This window comes from Pseudarthrobacter sp. CCNWLW217, assembly GCF_037203985.1.
Classification (GTDB): Bacteria; Actinomycetota; Actinomycetes; order Actinomycetales; family Micrococcaceae; genus Arthrobacter.
On the sequence record NZ_JBBCBT010000006.1, the window covers coordinates 129,979 to 146,431 of the forward strand.

General features: G+C 61.5%; 26 protein-coding genes. 24 read left to right on the plus strand and 2 right to left on the minus strand.

Translation table 11 applies throughout. From position 1 onward, the window contains the following. Positions 1–15: 15 nt before the first annotated feature. Entirely contained in the window at positions 16–141 is a 126-nt protein-coding gene (locus V9L18_RS09110) for a hypothetical protein (RefSeq protein WP_337346870.1), read from the plus strand. 48 nt (positions 142–189) lie between these two features. Here V9L18_RS09110 and V9L18_RS09115 read toward each other — a convergent pair whose 3' ends face one another. Then, a complete protein-coding gene (locus V9L18_RS09115; protein ID WP_337346871.1) occupies positions 190–1,626 on the minus strand; it encodes a GH1 family beta-glucosidase in 1,437 nt (478 codons plus the stop codon). Between the two features lie 396 nt (positions 1,627–2,022). On the opposite strand from V9L18_RS09115, the gene rpsJ reads away from it, so the two are divergent. The 23 genes from rpsJ (at position 2,023) to map (ending at position 15,048) form a co-directional block, all read left to right on the plus strand. Further along, entirely contained in the window at positions 2,023–2,331 is a 309-nt protein-coding gene (rpsJ, locus tag V9L18_RS09120; RefSeq protein ID WP_003803825.1) for a 30S ribosomal protein S10, read from the plus strand. Between the two features lie 17 nt (positions 2,332–2,348). After that, positions 2,349–2,999: a 50S ribosomal protein L3 gene (rplC, locus tag V9L18_RS09125; protein WP_337346872.1), complete on the plus strand. Its 651-nt coding sequence runs from the start codon at positions 2,349–2,351 to the stop codon at positions 2,997–2,999. Between the two features lie 4 nt (positions 3,000–3,003). After that, entirely contained in the window at positions 3,004–3,624 is a 621-nt protein-coding gene (gene rplD, locus V9L18_RS09130; protein ID WP_066293296.1) for a 50S ribosomal protein L4, read from the plus strand. Continuing rightward, a complete protein-coding gene (rplW, locus tag V9L18_RS09135; protein ID WP_066293292.1) occupies positions 3,621–3,926 on the plus strand; it encodes a 50S ribosomal protein L23 in 306 nt (101 codons plus the stop codon). Before rplD ends, rplW begins: the two co-directional genes overlap by 4 nt. Positions 3,927–3,955: 29 nt before the next feature. Beyond that, on the plus strand, positions 3,956–4,795 hold the full coding sequence (gene rplB, locus V9L18_RS09140; protein ID WP_066293289.1) for a 50S ribosomal protein L2: 840 nt from the start codon (positions 3,956–3,958) through the stop codon (positions 4,793–4,795). Between the two features lie 12 nt (positions 4,796–4,807). Next, complete coding sequence (gene rpsS, locus V9L18_RS09145; protein WP_011692805.1) at positions 4,808–5,089, plus strand: 30S ribosomal protein S19; 282 nt, start codon at positions 4,808–4,810, stop codon at positions 5,087–5,089. A 38-nt stretch (positions 5,090–5,127) separates the two neighbouring features. After that, positions 5,128–5,493 (plus strand): 50S ribosomal protein L22, encoded by a 366-nt coding sequence (rplV, locus tag V9L18_RS09150; protein ID WP_003803798.1) that lies wholly within the window; start codon positions 5,128–5,130, stop codon positions 5,491–5,493. Next, positions 5,494–6,327, plus strand: a complete 834-nt coding sequence (gene rpsC / locus V9L18_RS09155) for a 30S ribosomal protein S3 (protein WP_131131302.1) — start codon at positions 5,494–5,496, stop codon at positions 6,325–6,327. Beyond that, complete coding sequence (rplP, locus tag V9L18_RS09160; protein ID WP_013601829.1) at positions 6,328–6,744, plus strand: 50S ribosomal protein L16; 417 nt, start codon at positions 6,328–6,330, stop codon at positions 6,742–6,744. Positions 6,745–6,746: 2 nt separating this feature from the next. Further along, a complete protein-coding gene (gene rpmC / locus V9L18_RS09165) occupies positions 6,747–7,076 on the plus strand; it encodes a 50S ribosomal protein L29 (RefSeq protein ID WP_131131303.1) in 330 nt (109 codons plus the stop codon). After that, positions 7,073–7,378 carry a 30S ribosomal protein S17 gene (gene rpsQ / locus V9L18_RS09170; protein ID WP_066293283.1) on the plus strand — a complete coding sequence of 102 codons (306 nt, stop codon included), beginning with the start codon at positions 7,073–7,075 and terminating at the stop codon, positions 7,376–7,378. Before rpmC ends, rpsQ begins: the two co-directional genes overlap by 4 nt. Positions 7,379–7,883: 505 nt before the next feature. After that, positions 7,884–8,252 (plus strand): 50S ribosomal protein L14, encoded by a 369-nt coding sequence (gene rplN, locus V9L18_RS09175; RefSeq protein WP_024366126.1) that lies wholly within the window; start codon positions 7,884–7,886, stop codon positions 8,250–8,252. 3 nt (positions 8,253–8,255) lie between these two features. Beyond that, the gene (gene rplX / locus V9L18_RS09180) at positions 8,256–8,615 is read left to right on the plus strand and encodes a 50S ribosomal protein L24 (RefSeq protein ID WP_337346873.1); all 360 of its coding nucleotides are present in this window, start codon (positions 8,256–8,258) and stop codon (positions 8,613–8,615) included. Next, entirely contained in the window at positions 8,615–9,196 is a 582-nt protein-coding gene (gene rplE, locus V9L18_RS09185; RefSeq protein WP_066293276.1) for a 50S ribosomal protein L5, read from the plus strand. The genes rplX and rplE overlap by 1 nt, the downstream gene beginning before the upstream one ends. A 79-nt stretch (positions 9,197–9,275) precedes the next feature. Continuing rightward, positions 9,276–9,674, plus strand: a complete 399-nt coding sequence (gene rpsH / locus V9L18_RS09190) for a 30S ribosomal protein S8 (protein WP_018773673.1) — start codon at positions 9,276–9,278, stop codon at positions 9,672–9,674. Between the two features lie 18 nt (positions 9,675–9,692). Next, complete coding sequence (gene rplF, locus V9L18_RS09195) at positions 9,693–10,229, plus strand: 50S ribosomal protein L6 (protein WP_337346874.1); 537 nt, start codon at positions 9,693–9,695, stop codon at positions 10,227–10,229. Between the two features lie 2 nt (positions 10,230–10,231). Further along, positions 10,232–10,615: a 50S ribosomal protein L18 gene (rplR, locus tag V9L18_RS09200; protein ID WP_079596676.1), complete on the plus strand. Its 384-nt coding sequence runs from the start codon at positions 10,232–10,234 to the stop codon at positions 10,613–10,615. Beyond that, a complete protein-coding gene (gene rpsE / locus V9L18_RS09205; RefSeq protein WP_066293261.1) occupies positions 10,612–11,340 on the plus strand; it encodes a 30S ribosomal protein S5 in 729 nt (242 codons plus the stop codon). Before rplR ends, rpsE begins: the two co-directional genes overlap by 4 nt. Before the next feature lie 3 nt (positions 11,341–11,343). Continuing rightward, complete coding sequence (gene rpmD / locus V9L18_RS09210) at positions 11,344–11,550, plus strand: 50S ribosomal protein L30 (protein WP_066293259.1); 207 nt, start codon at positions 11,344–11,346, stop codon at positions 11,548–11,550. Continuing rightward, positions 11,551–12,045: a 50S ribosomal protein L15 gene (rplO, locus tag V9L18_RS09215; protein ID WP_190987315.1), complete on the plus strand. Its 495-nt coding sequence runs from the start codon at positions 11,551–11,553 to the stop codon at positions 12,043–12,045. It abuts the gene before it with no gap. Positions 12,046–12,265: 220 nt separating this feature from the next. Continuing rightward, positions 12,266–13,576 (plus strand): preprotein translocase subunit SecY, encoded by a 1,311-nt coding sequence (gene secY / locus V9L18_RS09220; RefSeq protein WP_337346875.1) that lies wholly within the window; start codon positions 12,266–12,268, stop codon positions 13,574–13,576. A 5-nt stretch (positions 13,577–13,581) separates the two neighbouring features. Next, positions 13,582–14,151, plus strand: coding sequence for an adenylate kinase (locus V9L18_RS09225; protein ID WP_337346932.1), 570 nt, complete (start codon positions 13,582–13,584; stop codon positions 14,149–14,151). Positions 14,152–14,220: 69 nt separating this feature from the next. Continuing rightward, positions 14,221–15,048 carry a type I methionyl aminopeptidase gene (gene map, locus V9L18_RS09230; protein ID WP_337346876.1) on the plus strand — a complete coding sequence of 276 codons (828 nt, stop codon included), beginning with the start codon at positions 14,221–14,223 and terminating at the stop codon, positions 15,046–15,048. A gap of 1 nt (position 15,049) precedes the next feature. Here map and V9L18_RS09235 read toward each other — a convergent pair whose 3' ends face one another. Then, complete coding sequence (locus V9L18_RS09235) at positions 15,050–16,396, minus strand: ABC transporter substrate-binding protein (RefSeq protein ID WP_337346877.1); 1,347 nt, start codon at positions 16,394–16,396, stop codon at positions 15,050–15,052. Positions 16,397–16,453: the final 57 nt, after the last annotated feature.

Below are 16,453 nucleotides of genomic sequence, written 5' to 3' on the forward strand. Positions count from 1 at the left end.
CGAGAGGAGCACATCATGGAATGGCTAATTTTCCTGGCTGTTGTGGTTGCAGTTATTGCCGGTGTTTTTTGGGCGAAGAAGTATTTCCGGAATGAGATCGACCGCGCCAAGCGCATCAACCGGGCAAAAAAGAACCAGTAGGGCAATAGCGCGCAGACGGCGCTTGCAAGCCTTGAGGTTGCCGCGTGCTCAGCCGGGCAGCCTCTTCCGCTCCCGGCTCAAGGCCTGGTACCAGTAGAAGGACGACTTCGGCGTCCGCTCCTGCGTTTCAAAATCCACGTGGATCAGCCCGAAGCGCTGGGAGTAGCCCGCGGCCCATTCAAAGTTATCCATGAGTGTCCAGACATAGTACCCACGGAGGTCGAGCCCCTCGGCGATTCCGCCTGGAGCCGTCGCGTCAACCGCCTGCCGCAAGTGATCGGCGATGTAGTTCACCCGGCGCGCATCCTGGAGGGGGCCGTCCACGCGATCCGGTTCCGGGAAGCTGGCGCCGCTTTCGGTGATGTAGACCGGCGGCAAGGCATCCCCATAGCGGTCCCGAAGTTCCGCGAGGAGAATGCCCAGATGCGCGGGGGCCACCGGCCACCCGAAGCCCGTGGTCTGGTACTCCGGGTACCCCACTTCGTGGAAAGGCAATTGCGCAACGGCCTTGTGAGTGTCGGCGGGAATGGGGGTAATGCCGCGTCCGAGGGCCACCTTCACCGGGAAGTAGTAATTGAGGCCATAGAAGTCCAGCGGTTGGTGGATGGTCTTCAGGTCAGCGTCCGAAAGCTTTCCGATGGAATGGAGCCAGGGCCGTGACACCACGGGGAGCTTGGGGTACCTGCCCAGCAGCACCGGGTCTGCATAGATTCTGTTCATCAGCAGGTCGTACAGCCTCGCCACGAGCCTGTCGCCGACCTTCCGACTGGCGGGTCGCACCGGTGAGTGCAGATTGGTTACTCCCACGCCGCCCTTGACGCCCGCGGCGCGCAGGGCCTGGACACCCAGGCCGTGGGCCAGGAGCTGGTGGTGGATCGACGGCAAGGCGTCGAACATGAGTGCCAGCCCGGGGGCATGGACACCCAGCGCATATCCGTTGAGGGTCACTGAGACGGGCTCATTCAGGGTCACCCACTGGTCGACACGGTCACCGAAGTGCTTCCCGGCTACCCCGCAGTACTCTGCAAACCGTTCGGCCGTGGCGCGGTTCATCCAGCCGCCGCCGTGCTCCAGCGGCAGCGGAGTATCCCAGTGATACAGGGTGGCCATGGGCGAGATACCCGCCTCAAGGAGCTGGTCGATCAGCCGGTCGTAAAAGTCCAGGCCCTGCCTGTTGATGGCACCGCGGCCGTCCGGCTGGATCCGGGGCCACGATAGGGAGAAGCGGTACGAATCGATGCCCAGCTCGCGCATGAGGGCGATGTCCTCGGGGAACCGGTTGTAGTGGTCGCAGGCCACGGCAGGGGAGTGGCCGTCCATGATGCTGCCGGGCTTCTGCACAAAGGCGTCCCAGCCGGAGGGACCACGTCCGTCCTCGGCCAGGGCCCCCTCAATCTGGAAGGCGGCTGCGGCTACGCCCAGCTTAAAGGAAGGCGGCAACCGGTCGGCGAGGTCGCGTACGGAAGCAGCATTTTCGACCGTCATGCCCCCATCATCTATTCGCAGGTTGCCGAAGGCAATGATCCAGGGGCACGAAAGCCAAGCAGATTCGCTTCTGCCGATAATATCCGGCATACTAGATGAGTTGTTCAAGCGCTTCTTCGTGTCCCGATCCGGATAATGCCGGGTGTCAGGGTCCAAGTTGAAGCCCAAACATAACCCACTCCCCATGGAACTGCGGATTTGTATGCGTGAAAATCGCGACACGCCCGACCGCGGGGGTCGGTTGCGCCGGCAAGGTGAGGAACCCGGATTTATCCGGATTCAGTTTGTGCGGCGGGTGGTAGTTACGACTTCAAATGCTTCGGCAGCCACACAACGAGTAAGTGAACAGGGCAGCCCCAACCAGGGGAAGCACAGACTGAAAGAGAGTCAGGCGACATGGCGGGACAAAAAATCCGCATCCGGCTGAAGTCATATGACCACGAGGTCATTGACGTTTCAGCCCGGAAGATCGTTGAGACGGTCACGCGCGCAGGCGCCACGGTAGTTGGCCCCGTGCCGCTTCCGACGGAGAAGAACGTTTACTGCGTAATCCGCTCTCCGCACAAGTACAAGGACAGCCGCGAGCACTTTGAAATGCGCACGCACAAGCGTCTTATCGACATCATCGATCCCACGCCGAAGGCCGTTGACTCGCTTATGCGTCTCGACCTGCCTGCCGACGTGAACATCGAAATCAAGCTGTAGGGAGGTGCTGAGAGACTATGACCGCAACCCGTAACGTAAAGGGCCTGCTGGGCACGAAGCTCGGCATGACCCAGGTCTGGGACGAGAACAACAAGCTCATCCCCGTCACTGTGGTCCAGGCAGATTCGAACGTCATCACGCAGCTGCGCAACGCAGAGACCGATGGCTACGTCGCCGTTCAGATCGGCTACGGCCAGATCGATCCCCGCAAGGTCACCAAGCCGCTGGCTGGTCACTTTGAAAAGGCAGGCGTCACGCCTCGCCGCCACGTCGTCGAACTGCGCACTGCAGATGCTGACACTTACGAGCTGGGCCAGGAGCTTTCTGTTGAGCTCTTCGAAGCCGGCCAGAAGATCGACGTTATCGGCACCACCAAGGGTAAGGGCTTCGCCGGTGTTATGAAGCGTCACGGCTTCCACGGCGTTGGAGCTTCCCACGGTGCCCACAAGAACCACCGTAAGCCCGGTTCAATCGGTGGCGCATCCACCCCGAGCCGCGTCTTCAAGGGCATGAAAATGGCCGGCCGCATGGGCGCCGTTCGTCACACCACGCTGAACCTCACCGTTCACGCTGTTGACGTCGAGAAGTCGCTGCTCCTGATCAAGGGTGCCGTTCCCGGCGCCCGCGGCCAGGTCGTACTCGTACGCACCGCCGTGAAGGGAGCCTAGTTCAATGGCTAACACTGTCAAGGTTGACCTGCCTGCAGAGATCTTCGACGTTCAGACCAACGTGCCGCTGCTGCACCAGGTCGTCGTTGCACAGCTCGCTGCTGCTCGCCAGGGTACCCACAAGACCAAGACCCGCGCCGAAGTTTCCGGTGCAGGCCGCAAGCCGTTCAAGCAGAAGGGCACCGGCCGCGCCCGTCAGGGTTCAATCCGTGCTCCTCACATGACCGGCGGTGGCGTTGTCCACGGTCCCACACCGCGTGACTACAGCCAGCGCACCCCCAAGAAGATGATTGCTGCTGCACTGCGCGGCGCACTCTCTGACCGCGCCCGCAACGGACGCATCCACGTCGTTGCTGACCTGGTTGCCGGCTCCAAGCCGTCCTCCAAGGAAGCACTGGCAACGCTGCGCGGCGTCTCCGAGCGCAAGAACCTGCTCGTTGTCATTGAGCGCGCCAACGATGTTGCTGCACTGTCCGTGCGCAACCTCGAGGATGTTCACGTTCTGTACGCAGACCAGCTGAACACCTACGACGTTCTCGTTTCTGACGACGTAGTCTTCACCAAGGCTGCCTACGAAGCATTCGTTGCTGACAAGGCTGCAAAGAACGAGGAGGATGCCAAGTGAGTGCAGCCACCATCAAGGACCCGCGCGACGTCGTGCTTGCACCCGTCGTTTCGGAAAAGAGCTACGGCCTGATCGATGAGGGAAAGTACACCTTCCTGGTGGACCCCCGCTCGAACAAGACCGAGATCAAGCTGGCCGTGGAGAAGATTTTCTCCGTCAAGGTCGACTCGATCAACACCATCAACCGTGCCGGTAAGCGCAAGCGCACCAAATTCGGATGGGGTACCCGCAAGAACACCAAGCGTGCGATTGTCACCCTCAAAGAAGGCACTATCGACATCTTCGGCGGTCCGCTCGCGTAGCGGAGACCACTTTAACGAGGAAATAAATTATGGGAATCCGTAAATACAAGCCGACTACCCCGGGCCGTCGTGGCTCGAGCGTAGCGGACTTCACAGAAATCACGCGGTCGACGCCGGAAAAGTCGTTGGTACGTCCGCTGCCCAAAAAGGGCGGCCGTAACAACACCGGTAAGATCACAACCCGTCACAAGGGTGGCGGCCACAAGCGCCAGTACCGTCTGATCGACTTCCGTCGCCACGACAAGGACGGCGTTGACGCCCGCGTTGCCGAAATCGAGTACGATCCGAACCGTACGGCTCGCATCGCCCTCCTGCACTACGTTGATGGCACCAAGCGTTACATCATCGCCCCGAACAAGCTCTCCCAGGGTGACTTCGTAGAAGCAGGTGCCAACGCTGACATCAAGCCTGGCAACAACCTGCCCCTGCGCAACATCCCGGTGGGTACCGTTATCCACGCAGTTGAACTGCGTCCGGGTGGCGGCGCCAAGATGGGCCGCTCCGCCGGCGCATCGATCCAGCTTGTAGCCAAGGAAGGCCGCTTCGCCCAGCTGCGACTGCCTTCTGGCGAAATCCGCAACGTTGACGTGCGCTGCCGCGCAACCGTCGGCGAGGTCGGCAACGCAGAGCAGTCGAACATCAACTGGGGCAAGGCTGGCCGCATGCGCTGGAAGGGCGTCCGCCCGACAGTCCGTGGTGTAGCCATGAACCCGGTTGACCACCCGCACGGTGGTGGCGAGGGCAAGACGTCCGGTGGACGTAACCCCGTCAACCCGAACGGTAAGCGTGAAGGCCGCACCCGCCGCCCCAACAAAGAGAGCGACAAGCTTATTGTTCGTCGCCGTCGTACTGGCAAGAACAAGCGATAGGAGCCTGGACACATGCCACGCAGCCTGAAAAAAGGTCCCTTCGTTGACCAGCACCTCTTTGTGAAGGTGGATAGGGAAAACGAAAAGGGCACCAAGAACGTCATTAAGACCTGGTCCCGCCGTTCGATGATCATCCCCGACATGCTCGGGCACACGATCGCCGTACATGACGGACGCAAGCACATTCCGGTGTTTGTCACCGAGTCGATGGTCGGGCACAAGCTCGGCGAATTCGCTCCCACGCGGACATTCCGCGGCCATGTCAAGGACGACCGTAAGGGCAAGCGCCGCTAGGCGCCTGCACTTACGTCATAGACGAGAGAAGGAAAGCAATGGAAGCCAAGGCAATTGCGCGTCACATCCGCGTAACGCCTATGAAGGCCCGGCGCGTCGTCAACCTTGTTCGTGGTAAGCAAGCGAACGAGGCTCTGGCAATTCTGAAGTTTGCCCCCCAGGCAGCTTCTGAGCCGGTATTCAAGGTAGTTCAGTCGGCAATCTCCAACGCCCGGGTCCTCGCGGACCGCGACGGCGTGGCGTTTGACGAAGGTGACCTCATCATCAGCGAAGCGTTTGTTGATGAAGGCCCGACCATGAAGCGGTTCCAGCCGCGTGCCCAGGGTCGTGCATTTCAGATCAAGAAGCGCACCAGCCACATCACCGTGGTAGTCGCTACCCCGGAGAAAGAGGAGGCTCGCTAAGTGGGACAGAAAGTAAACCCGCACGGGTTCCGACTCGGCATCACCACCGATCACGTATCGCACTGGTTCGCTGACAGCACCAAGGCCGGACAGCGGTACAAGGACTTCGTTCGCGAAGACATCCGTATCCGCCAGCTCATGTCTGTTGGCATGGAGCGCGCCGGTATCGCCAAGGTCGAAATCGAGCGCACCCGTGACCGTGTCCGCGTGGACATCCACACGGCACGCCCGGGCATCGTCATCGGCCGCCGCGGCGCCGAAGCAGACCGCATCCGCGGCGAGCTCGAAAAGCTCACCGGCAAGCAGGTCCAGCTGAACATCCTCGAGGTCAAGAACCCCGAGATGGAAGCACAGCTTGTTGCCCAGGGCGTTGCTGAGCAGCTGACTTCCCGCGTGGCGTTCCGCCGTGCGATGAAGAAGGCCATGCAGTCCGCGCAGCGTGCAGGTGCCAAGGGCATCCGTATCGCCTGCTCGGGTCGACTGGGCGGCGCTGAAATGTCCCGCTCGGAGTTCTACCGCGAAGGCCGTGTGCCCCTGCACACCCTCCGTGCGAACATCGACTACGGCTTCTACGAGGCCAAGACCACCTTCGGCCGCATCGGCGTGAAGGTCTGGATCTACAAGGGTGACGTCACCGCCAAGGAACTGGCTCAGCAGGCAGCTGCTGCTCCGTCCCGTGGCCGCGGCGCCAGCGACCGTCCGGGCCGCCCGGGCGGTGCTGACCGTGGTGACCGCCGCCGTCGTACCGACCGTCCGGCCGCCGAAGCAGCTCCCGCTGCAGAGGCTCCGGCAGTTGAGGCTGCACCTGCTGCAGTAGAAGGAGGACAGGCTTAAATGCTTATCCCACGTCGAGTCAAGCACCGCAAGCAGCACCACCCGGGTCGTTCCGGCGCTGCTACGGGCGGCACCAAGGTCTCCTTCGGTGAGTACGGCATCCAGGCCCTGAGCCCGGCATACGTAACCAACCGTCAGATCGAGTCTGCACGTATCGCGATGACCCGCCACATCAAGCGTGGCGGTAAGGTCTGGATCAACATCTACCCGGACCGTCCCCTGACGAAGAAGCCTGCTGAAACCCGCATGGGTTCCGGTAAGGGTTCACCGGAATGGTGGGTCGCCAACGTCAAGCCGGGCCGGGTTCTCTTTGAGATCTCCGGTGTCGAAGAATCGGTGGCACGCGAGGCCCTGCGCCTGGCAATCCACAAGCTCCCGTTGAAGGCACGCATTCTGCGTCGCGAAGGTGGTGAATAGAAATGGCAGTAGGATCCAAGGAACTCGCTCCCGCACAGCTGGACGGTTTCGACAACGAGCGTCTCGTTGAAGAACTCCGCAAGGCTAAGGAAGAGCTGTTCAACCTGCGTTTCCAGTCCGCCACCGGCCAGCTGGAGAACCACGGTCGTCTGCGCGCGGTAAAGAAGGACATCGCACGCATCTACACCGTTCTCCGTGAACGCGAGCTGGGCATTCGTGCCGAGGTTGCCGCACCGGTTGTGGAAGCCAAGGAAGAAAAGAAGTCCAAGAAGGCAACAACCAAGAAGGCCGAAAAGGCTGAAACGGTTGAGACCGAGGAGGATGCCAAGTGAGTGAAAAGGACGAGAACGTGACGGAAACTGCTACGGCAGCTACGGCTGAGCAGCGCGGTTACCGTAAGACGCGTCGCGGCTACGTGGTTTCGGACAAGATGGAAAAGACCATCGTTGTCCAGGTTGAAGACCGCGTGAAGCACGCCCTCTACGGCAAGGTCATCCGCCGCACCTCGAAGGTCAAGGCTCACGACGAAGAGAACATCGCCGGCATCGGCGACCTCGTAGTCATCGCTGAGACCCGCCCGCTGTCCGCCACGAAGAACTGGCGGCTCGTGGAGATTCTCGAGAAGGCTAAGTAACACCTGCAGCTGTGCTGCTGGGCTATGCCCCGGAAACCCCCGTTCCCTTTGGGAACGGGGGTTTCCTCATTTCCGGGACGGGCGGCTGAGGGCGTCACGCCCAGCACATTTTCACGGAACGTACGACGGCGGCGGCCCGGGTTCGCGGGGGAGCGGCACCGGCGGTGCGCCGAAAGAATGCCGTGCCTGACGCCGTCGTTCTTTGATGCAGCGGCCTGGCCTGTGATATGGGGACTGACCCGATCTGTGCTAGGATATTGAGTTTGTATGGCGCCTTTTGTGCGCCGTCATCAAACCTCGTAAACAATCGTGCCACGGCATAGTGCCCCCTTGCACTTGGACTGCGTCCAATTCGCTTGGGAAGCAAATGTTTTTGGCACGGGCGTTTAGGCCTGGTCTGGCAAAATCCAGGCAGGTCAAGAGACACCCCGATCAACCGTTCCGCAAGGCTCATTCCGTAGGAAGATTTTCGGTCTGAGAACCAGCGCGACGCAAGGAGTAAATAGTGATTCAGCAGGAGTCGCGACTCAAGGTCGCCGACAACACGGGTGCTAAGGAAATCCTTACCATTCGCGTTCTCGGTGGATCTGGCCGTCGCTACGCAGGCATTGGCGACGTCATCGTCGCTACCGTCAAGGACGCAATTCCGGGCGGCAACGTAAAGAAGGGCGATGTTGTCAAGGCAGTCATCGTCCGTACCAAGAAGGAACGCCGCCGTGCGGATGGTTCCTACATCAAGTTTGACGAGAACGCAGCTGTGATCCTGAAGGCTGACGGTGACCCCCGCGGTACCCGTATCTTCGGACCGGTTGGTCGTGAACTCCGTGACAAGAAGTTCATGAAGATCGTTTCTCTGGCTCCGGAGGTGCTCTAGTCCATGGCTAAGATCAAGAAGGGTGACCTCGTTCAGGTCATCACTGGCGCCAAGGCTGAGCGCGGCGGCGACAAAGGCAAGCAGGGCAAGGTTCTGCGCGTATTCCCGGAGAGCAACCGCGTGTTGGTCGAAGGCATTAACCGCGTAACCAAGCACACCAAGGTCGGTCAGTCGCAGCGCGGCACCAAGACCGGTGGCATCGAGGTTGTCGAAGCTTCGATCCACATCTCCAACGTGGCTCTGGTTGACCCGTCCACCAAGAAGCCCACCCGCGTTGGTTTCCGCACCGAGACCGTTGAGCGCAATGGCGTGAAGCGCGAAGTGCGTGTACGCGTGGCCAAGAGCTCCGGGAAGGACATCTAATGACTGAGACTCTCGAGACTCCGGCAACGAAGATCGTTCCTCGTCTGAAGACCAAGTACGCCGATTCCATCAAGAGCACGCTCATTGAGGAATTCAAGTACGAGAACGTCAACCAGGTTCCCCGCCTGGTGAAGGTCGTTGTGAACATGGGTGTTGGAGATGCCGCTAAGGACTCCAAGCTGATCGACGGCGCTGTCCGCGATCTGACCCTGATCACCGGCCAGAAGCCGCAGGTAACCAAGGCCCGCAAGTCGATCGCACAGTTCAAGCTGCGCGAAGGCATGCCCATCGGCGCCCACGCTACCCTGCGTGGAGACCGCATGTGGGAATTCCTGGATCGTCTGGTCACGCTGGCTCTGCCCCGTATCCGCGACTTCCGCGGCCTCAGCGGCAAGCAGTTCGATGGCAACGGCAACTACACCTTCGGTCTGACCGAGCAGGTTATGTTCCACGAAATCGACCAGGATTCCATCGACCGCGTCCGCGGTATGGACATCACGGTTGTTACCACTGCCAAGACCGATGACGAAGGCCGCGCGCTGCTGAAGGCGCTTGGTTTCCCGTTCAAGGCCGAAGACTAATCTAACTACGTAACAGGTCCTTCGCTGAGGCTTTAGGCAGCAGCGAGGAAACCGTTATGAGGAAGGGCAAGAGCCCAAAATGACAATGACAGATCCTGTCGCAGACATGCTTACGCGTCTGCGCAACGCAAACTCGGCATACCACGATTCCGTGACCATGCCGTACAGCAAGCTCAAGGCACGCGTTGCCGACATCCTGAAGGCCGAAGGTTACATCGCCTCCTGGAAAGAAGAAGACGCTGAGGTTGGCAAGAAGCTGACCCTCGAGCTCAAGTTCGGTCCGAACCGCGAGCGTTCAATCGCTGGCGTTCGTCGTATTTCCAAGCCGGGACTGCGTGTTTACGCAAAGTCCACCAACCTGCCGCACGTGCTCGGTGGCCTGGGTGTCGCAATCCTGTCCACCTCTTCCGGCCTCCTGACTGACAAGCAGGCCGGCAAGAAGGGCGTGGGCGGCGAAGTCCTCGCTTACGTCTGGTAACGGGAAAGGAAGAGAATAATGTCACGTATTGGACGTCTCCCCATCACCGTTCCTGCCGGCGTTGAGGTCAAGGTTGACGGCTCTGTCGTCAGCGTCAAGGGTTCCAAAGGCGAGCTGAACCACACTGTGGCCAGCCCGATCGAGGTTTCCCTGGAAGCAGACACCCTGACTGTCGCCCGCCCGAACGACGAGCGCGCCTCCCGTTCACTCCACGGCCTGACCCGCACCCTGATCTCCAACATGATCGAGGGCGTAACCAAGGGCTACGAGAAGAAGCTTGAAATCGTTGGTACTGGTTACCGCGTTCAGGCCAAGGGATCTGACCTTGAGTTCGCTCTCGGCTTCAGCCACCCGGTAAATGTCTCCGCACCGGAGGGCATCACCTTTGCAGTTGAGACCCCGACCAAGCTCTCTGTTTCAGGTATCAACAAGCAGCAGGTCGGCGAGGTTGCTGCCAACATTCGCAAGCTGCGGAAGCCGGACCCCTATAAGGGCAAGGGCATCCGTTACGCCGGCGAAGTCATCCGCCGCAAGGTCGGAAAGGCTGGTAAGTAACCATGGCCATCTCAATTAATAAGAAGCGTACGAACAAGAGCAAGTCTGCTTCGCGCAGCCGTCGCCAGCTTCGTATCCGCAAGCGCATCTCCGGTACGGCTGTACGTCCTCGTCTGGTCGTCAACCGTTCCGCACGCCACGTATTCGTCCAGGTTGTCGATGACACCAAGGGCCTGACCGTAGCGAGCGCGTCCACACTGGAAGCCGACCTTCGTGCATTCGACGGTGACAAGACTGCCAAGGCCAAGCGCGTTGGCGAGCTCGTCGCCGAGCGTGCCAAGGCTGCCGGTATCGAAGCTGTTGTCTTCGACCGCGGTGGTAACAAGTACCACGGCCGGATCGCCGCCGTCGCTGACGGTGCACGTGAAGGTGGGCTGTCACTGTGACGGAAGCAAACAAGGAAAAGGACACTGTGTCTGCAGATCAGAAGGCGACTGAAGCCGTAGCTGCTCCGGCCACTGAGACCACTGCTCCCGCTGCTGCCGATGACCGCCGTGGTGGCGCTCGTCGTGGCGAGCGTGGAGACCGTGGCCAGGGCCGCGGCGACCGTGGTGGCCGTGGCGGCCGCGACGGCGGCCGTGAAGCTGAGAAGAGCCAGTTCGTAGAGCGCGTTGTTACCATCAACCGCGTTTCCAAGGTCGTCAAGGGTGGTCGTCGCTTCAGCTTCACCGCTCTGGTCGTCGTTGGTGACGGCAACGGTATGGTCGGCGTTGGCTACGGCAAGGCTAAGGAAGTTCCTGCCGCAATCGCGAAGGGCGTTGAAGAGGCCAAGAAGTCCTTCTTCCGCGTTCCCCGCATTGGCAACACCATCCCGCACCGCGTTCAGGGTGAGGCTGCTGCCGGCGTCGTAATGCTGCGTCCGGCTTCCGCCGGTACCGGTGTTATCGCCGGTGGCCCGGTCCGTGCAGTACTGGAGTGCGTGGGCATCCACGACATCCTCTCCAAGTCGCTCGGTTCCTCGAACGCCATCAACATCGTTCACGCGACCGTTGATGCCCTGAAGCGCCTCGAAGAGCCGGCAGCAGTGGCAGCACGCCGCGGCCTGCCCCTGGACGAGGTTGCTCCGCCGGCAATGGTGAAGGCTCTCCTGAACCAGAAGGCGGGTGTCTAAGTTATGGCTAAGAACCTGATTCCCTCCGACGTCCAGTTGGAGATCACTCAGATCAAGTCCGTCATTGGCGGCAAGCAGAACCAGCGCGACACCCTTCGGTCCCTCGGCCTGAAGCGGATCGGACACACCGTTGTCCGCACCGCCGACGCCGTGACCGTTGGAATGCTCAACACGGTTCCGCACCTGGTAAAGGTAGAGGAGGCGAAGTAAATGGCAGAGAAAAACACTGCTGAGAAGGCACAGAGCGCGACTGCTGAGAAGCAGAACGCTCTGAAGGTCCACCACCTGCGTCCCGCCCCGGGTGCCAAGACCGCCAAGACCCGCGTTGGTCGTGGTGAAGGTTCCAAGGGTAAGACCGCTGGCCGCGGTACCAAGGGTACGAAGGCCCGCTACCAGATCAAGGCTGGCTTTGCCGGCGGCCAGCTGCCGCTGCACATGCGCCTGCCGAAGCTGCGCGGCTTCAAGAACCCGTTCCGGGTTGAGTTCCAGGTTGTAAACCTGGACAAGCTCAACGAGCTGTTCCCGGAAGGTGGCGCAGTCACCGTGGAGAACCTGGTCGAAAAGGGTGCCGTTCGCAAGAACCAGCCCGTCAAGGTGCTTGGCACCGGCGACATCACCGTCAAGGTTGACGTCACCGCCCACGCATTCTCGGCCAGCGCCGCAGAAAAGATTGCTGCAGCAGGCGGAAGCACCACCGCCCTCTAACGAGGCGGTGGGCGAACGCCCGTTGTGAACTCCCGGTAGGCAGGGCCCCAGGCTCTGCGTACCGGGAGTTTTTTCACATCCCGCCGGCCGACTATTTCCGTCCGTTCGCCGCATGGGCGCCCTGACGGATTGTTCGCATGGCGCATACAACCGTTAGACTCGGTTGTTGGGATTTATTGACTCCCATCACCCCACTCTTATTTACACCACAGGAGGACGCTTGCTTAGCGCATTTGGCCGGGCCTTTCGCACGCCTGATCTGCGACGCAAGTTGTTGTTCACGCTGGGAATCATCACCATCTTCCGCTTGGGTGCCTTCATTCCCTCGCCTGGTGTGAACTACCAGAATGTCCAGCAATGCTTGCAGAACGGTCAGACCGCAGGCGGGCTCTACCAGCTCGTTAACCTGTTCAGCGGCGGTGCATTGCTTCAGGTGTCCATCTTCGCGCTGGGCATCATGCCGTACATCACGGCCAGCATCATCGTTCAACTGCTCCGGGTGGTCATTCCCCGGTTCCAGCAGCTGTACGAGGAGGGCGCCTCCGGGCAGTCCAAGCTGACCCAATACACGCGGTACCTCACCATCGCCCTGGGCCTGCTCAACGCCACGACACTAGTGTCGCTGGCACGTTCAGGCCAGCTCCTGCCAGGCTGTGCGCTGGACATCATCCCGGACACCAGCGTGATCACCACCATCCTGATCATCATCACGCTGACGGCCGGCACCGGCCTGATCATGTGGATGGGCGAGCTCGTCACCGAAAAGGGTGTGGGCAACGGCATGTCGCTGCTTATCTTCACCTCCATCGCCGCAAGCTTCCCCACCTCCCTGGGCGCTATCTGGACCTCGCAGGGTCCGGGCACGTTCTTTATGGTCCTGGCCATTGGCCTGGTCACCGTTGCCCTGGTGGTCTTTGTGGAGCAGTCCCAGCGTCGCGTCCCGGTGCAGTACGCCAAGCGGATGATTGGACGCCGCACTGTGGGCGGCACCAGCACGTACATCCCCATCAAGGTCAACATGGCCGGCGTGGTCCCCGTGATCTTCGCGTCGTCCATGCTCTACCTGCCGGGCCTGATTGCGCAGTTCAACCAGCCCAAGCAGGGCGAGACAATGGCCCCGTGGGTGGAGTGGATCAACAACAACCTCACCCGCGGTGACCACCCGATTTACATGGCGCTCTACTTCGCCATGATTGTGTTTTTCACCTACTTCTATGTCGCGATCACCTTCAACCCTGAAGAGGTCTCGGACAACATGAAGAAGTACGGCGGCTTCATCCCGGGCATCCGGGCTGGCAAGCCGACGGCGGACTACCTGCAGTACGTCCTGTCCAGGATCACCCTGCCCGGCGCCCTGTACCTGGGCTTTGTGGCACTGATCCCGCTCGTCGCCCTGGTCCTGATCAACGCGAACCAGAACTTCCCGTTCGGCGGTACGTCGATCCTGATCATGGTGGGTGTGGGCCTGGAGACGGTCAAGCAGATTGACGCGCAGCTACAACAACGTCACTACGAAGGGCTTTTGCGATGACGAGAATGCTAATTATCGGACCTCCCGGTTCCGGCAAAGGAACGCAGGCAGAGCGGATCTCCGAACGCCTCGGCGTCGTTGCGATCTCCACCGGCGATATCTTCCGCGCCAACGTCAAGGGTGAGACGCCGCTGGGCGTCGAGGCCAAGAAGTACATGGATGCCGGCGACTTTGTGCCGGACAGCGTCACCAACAAGATGGTGCGTGACCGTCTCAGCGAGGCCGACGTCGAAACCGGCTTCCTGCTCGACGGTTACCCCCGTACCACCGCCCAGGTGGACTACCTCGACGAGATCCTCGCCAAGGGCGAGGAGAAGCTCGACGTCGTCCTGCAGCTCACTGCCGACGACGAGGAACTGGTGCACCGGCTGCTTGGCCGGGCGAAAGAAACGGGCCGGAGCGACGACAACGAAGCCGTCATCCGCCACCGCCTGGACCTGTACCACGAGCAGACCGAGGCCGTTGTGGCCAAGTATGCCGAACGCGGCATCCTGACCCAGGTGGACGGCATCGGCGGCATCGACGAGGTCACCGACCGCGTCATGCAGGCCATCAAGGCAGCACAGGCCGCCTGATCCCGGCAACAGTTATTCGAGGCTCCTCCCGGATTCCGGGAGGAGCCTCAGCCATTGAAAGGACACACCATGGCTTTCGGCCAGCCCCGTATTGAATATAAGACCAACGCCCAGATGCGCACCATGCACGAGGCGGGCCTGGTCCTCAGCCGTGCGCTGGACGCAGCAGTTGAGGCCGCGGTGCCCGGGGTCACCACCAAACACCTGGACGACGTATTCGCGGCCGTCCTGAACCAGGCCGGCGCCAAGTCCAATTTTTTCGGCTACCACGGTTTCCCGGCCACCATCTGCACGTCCGTCAACGAGGAAGTGGTGCACGGCATCCCCGGCGGACGGGTCCTCAACGACGGCGACATCATCTCGATCGACGGCGGAGCCATCGTTGACGGCTGGCACTCCGACTCGGCCCGAACGGTCATCGTGGGCACGGCAGACCCCGAGGACCAGCGTCTTTCCGACGTCACACAGGCGGCCATGTGGCGGGGCATCGCCGCCCTGGCGTCCGGCAGCCACGTGGGGGATATCGGTGCTGCCATCGACGACTACGTCTCCTCCGTCCCCGGCAAGCCCCTGGGCATCTTGGAAGACTACGTGGGCCACGGGATCGGGTCGGAGATGCACATGGCGCCGGACGTCTTGAACTACCGCACCAGCCACCGCGGCCCGAAGATCCGGCCCGGCCTGTGCCTTGCCATCGAACCCATGCTGGTCCGCGGCAGCATCGACACCGCCGTGCTCGACGACGACTGGACCGTGGTGACCACGGACGGGAAGCGCTCCTGCCAGTGGGAGCATTCCGTGGCCGTCCACGACAAGGGGATCTGGGTCCTTTCCGCGCCCGACGGCGGGGCAGAGCACCTGGTGCCGCTCGGCGTCGTTCCCGTCCCCATCCCGTAAGTTAGGCCTTGAGCCTGGGCTTGACGTCCTTGGTGTAGATTCCCTCGAGCGTCGACTTCAGCTCCGTCATGGTGGCCTTGACGTCGCTCTGTTGGGTGAGGATCTTGGCGGCAGCCTTGGCCATCTCCTGGTCTGCGCCGGGCAGGAACACGCGGGCGTTGTCCTGGACGCGGGTAACGGCCAGTTGGTCCATGGCGATCTTGATCTGCGGGGTCTTGGCCAGCACGGCGGTCATGTCAGCGGAGGTCCGCGTGGGCATGTAACCGGTTGCGGCTGAAAACGCCGCAGTGTTCTCCGGCTCGGTCATGAACTGAAGGAACATGGCGGCCGCAAGCTGCTCTTCCTTGGTGACACCGCTGGGGATGCCCAGGCCGGCTCCGCCAGTGGGGCACACCCCTGAGGTGGCCTTCGAACCGCCCGGCAGGAACCCAACGCCCACGTTGAACTTGGCGGACTTCAGGATGCCGATCAGCGAACCCGTCGAGGACAGAGTGGCCGAGGCGAGGCCAGCTGCAAAGTCGTCGGCGGATTCCTTGGAGGAGACCCCCGCCCAGGCGTCCTTGTAGACGGAATCCTGGGCAGCCTGCAGTGCCCTGACGGACTCGGCTGAGTCGCAGGTGATGTCCCAGTCCTTGGACCAGCCGCCGCCTTCGCCCCAGAGGTTGTTCTGCAGGGTCCAGCCGGCGTACCCGGCGAGGGCGGGGTGCATAAAGGCATACTGGGCGCCGGAAGCTGCCTTGAGCTTGGGTGCCCAGCCGGCGAATTCCTGCCAGGTGGCGGGGGCGCGATCCGGCAGGCCTGCCGCAGCGAAGTGGTCCTTGTTGTAGTAGAACAAGGGCGTGGACCGGCCGTAGGGAAGAGCCCACTGTTTGCCGTCGTACTTGTAATCGTCCACCAGCGAGGTGCGGAAGTCGTCCAGCTTGACGTCCAGTTGCTTGACCAGCGAGTCGAGCGGGATGATGCTTTCGTTCAGGTAGTAACGGAACCACCAAACGTCGGAGAGCACCACCAGGGACGGCAGGCCTGACTTGGCGGCCTGGGCGGTCTGGAACTTCTGGGCGATTTCCTCGTAGTTGGCGCCTGCTGTCACCAGGTTCACCTTGATGTCCGGGTACTTGGCGTGGAACTTCTCGATGATGCTTTTTTCCACATCCTGTGACTTGCCCGGGTGGTTGGACCAGAAGTCGATGGATGCGGCCGGCTTCACGCCGCTGAAGTCGATGTCGGCAACGGGTGTCACCGCGGCTCCGGGGGTTGTTGAGGGGCCGCCGCAGGCGGACAGTGCTGCGGCTCCTGCCCCGGCCCCGGCCAGGGTGAGGAAGAACCGTCGATCAAGGGTTAGGGACATGGTGCTGCCTTTCGTTGTGTGCCTCGGTGGTGCTGGATGCGGTGGATGGATGTTTGG

What these genes read in the sequence shown, in the direction of transcription:
- rpsH (WP_018773673.1), top strand. Translation starts at nt 9,276, where the DNA reads ATGACAATGACAGATCCTGTCGCAGACATGCTTACGCGTCTGCGCAAC.
- rplB (WP_066293289.1), top strand. Translation starts at nt 3,956, where the DNA reads ATGGGAATCCGTAAATACAAGCCGACTACCCCGGGCCGTCGTGGCTCG.
- rplV (WP_003803798.1), top strand. Translation starts at nt 5,128, where the DNA reads ATGGAAGCCAAGGCAATTGCGCGTCACATCCGCGTAACGCCTATGAAG.
- rpsS (WP_011692805.1), top strand. Translation starts at nt 4,808, where the DNA reads ATGCCACGCAGCCTGAAAAAAGGTCCCTTCGTTGACCAGCACCTCTTT.
- rplF (WP_337346874.1), top strand. Translation starts at nt 9,693, where the DNA reads ATGTCACGTATTGGACGTCTCCCCATCACCGTTCCTGCCGGCGTTGAG.
- rpmD (WP_066293259.1), top strand. Translation starts at nt 11,344, where the DNA reads ATGGCTAAGAACCTGATTCCCTCCGACGTCCAGTTGGAGATCACTCAG.
- rplE (WP_066293276.1), top strand. Translation starts at nt 8,615, where the DNA reads ATGACTGAGACTCTCGAGACTCCGGCAACGAAGATCGTTCCTCGTCTG.
- V9L18_RS09235 (WP_337346877.1), bottom strand. Translation starts at nt 16,396, where the DNA reads ATGTCCCTAACCCTTGATCGACGGTTCTTCCTCACCCTGGCCGGGGCC.
- rplD (WP_066293296.1), top strand. Translation starts at nt 3,004, where the DNA reads ATGGCTAACACTGTCAAGGTTGACCTGCCTGCAGAGATCTTCGACGTT.
- rplR (WP_079596676.1), top strand. Translation starts at nt 10,232, where the DNA reads ATGGCCATCTCAATTAATAAGAAGCGTACGAACAAGAGCAAGTCTGCT.
- V9L18_RS09225 (WP_337346932.1), top strand. Translation starts at nt 13,582, where the DNA reads ATGCTAATTATCGGACCTCCCGGTTCCGGCAAAGGAACGCAGGCAGAG.
- rplC (WP_337346872.1), top strand. Translation starts at nt 2,349, where the DNA reads ATGACCGCAACCCGTAACGTAAAGGGCCTGCTGGGCACGAAGCTCGGC.
- rpmC (WP_131131303.1), top strand. Translation starts at nt 6,747, where the DNA reads ATGGCAGTAGGATCCAAGGAACTCGCTCCCGCACAGCTGGACGGTTTC.
- map (WP_337346876.1), top strand. Translation starts at nt 14,221, where the DNA reads ATGGCTTTCGGCCAGCCCCGTATTGAATATAAGACCAACGCCCAGATG.
- rpsJ (WP_003803825.1), top strand. Translation starts at nt 2,023, where the DNA reads ATGGCGGGACAAAAAATCCGCATCCGGCTGAAGTCATATGACCACGAG.
- V9L18_RS09115 (WP_337346871.1), bottom strand. Translation starts at nt 1,626, where the DNA reads ATGACGGTCGAAAATGCTGCTTCCGTACGCGACCTCGCCGACCGGTTG.
- rplX (WP_337346873.1), top strand. Translation starts at nt 8,256, where the DNA reads ATGGCTAAGATCAAGAAGGGTGACCTCGTTCAGGTCATCACTGGCGCC.
- V9L18_RS09110 (WP_337346870.1), top strand. Translation starts at nt 16, where the DNA reads ATGGAATGGCTAATTTTCCTGGCTGTTGTGGTTGCAGTTATTGCCGGT.
- rplP (WP_013601829.1), top strand. Translation starts at nt 6,328, where the DNA reads ATGCTTATCCCACGTCGAGTCAAGCACCGCAAGCAGCACCACCCGGGT.
- rplO (WP_190987315.1), top strand. Translation starts at nt 11,551, where the DNA reads ATGGCAGAGAAAAACACTGCTGAGAAGGCACAGAGCGCGACTGCTGAG.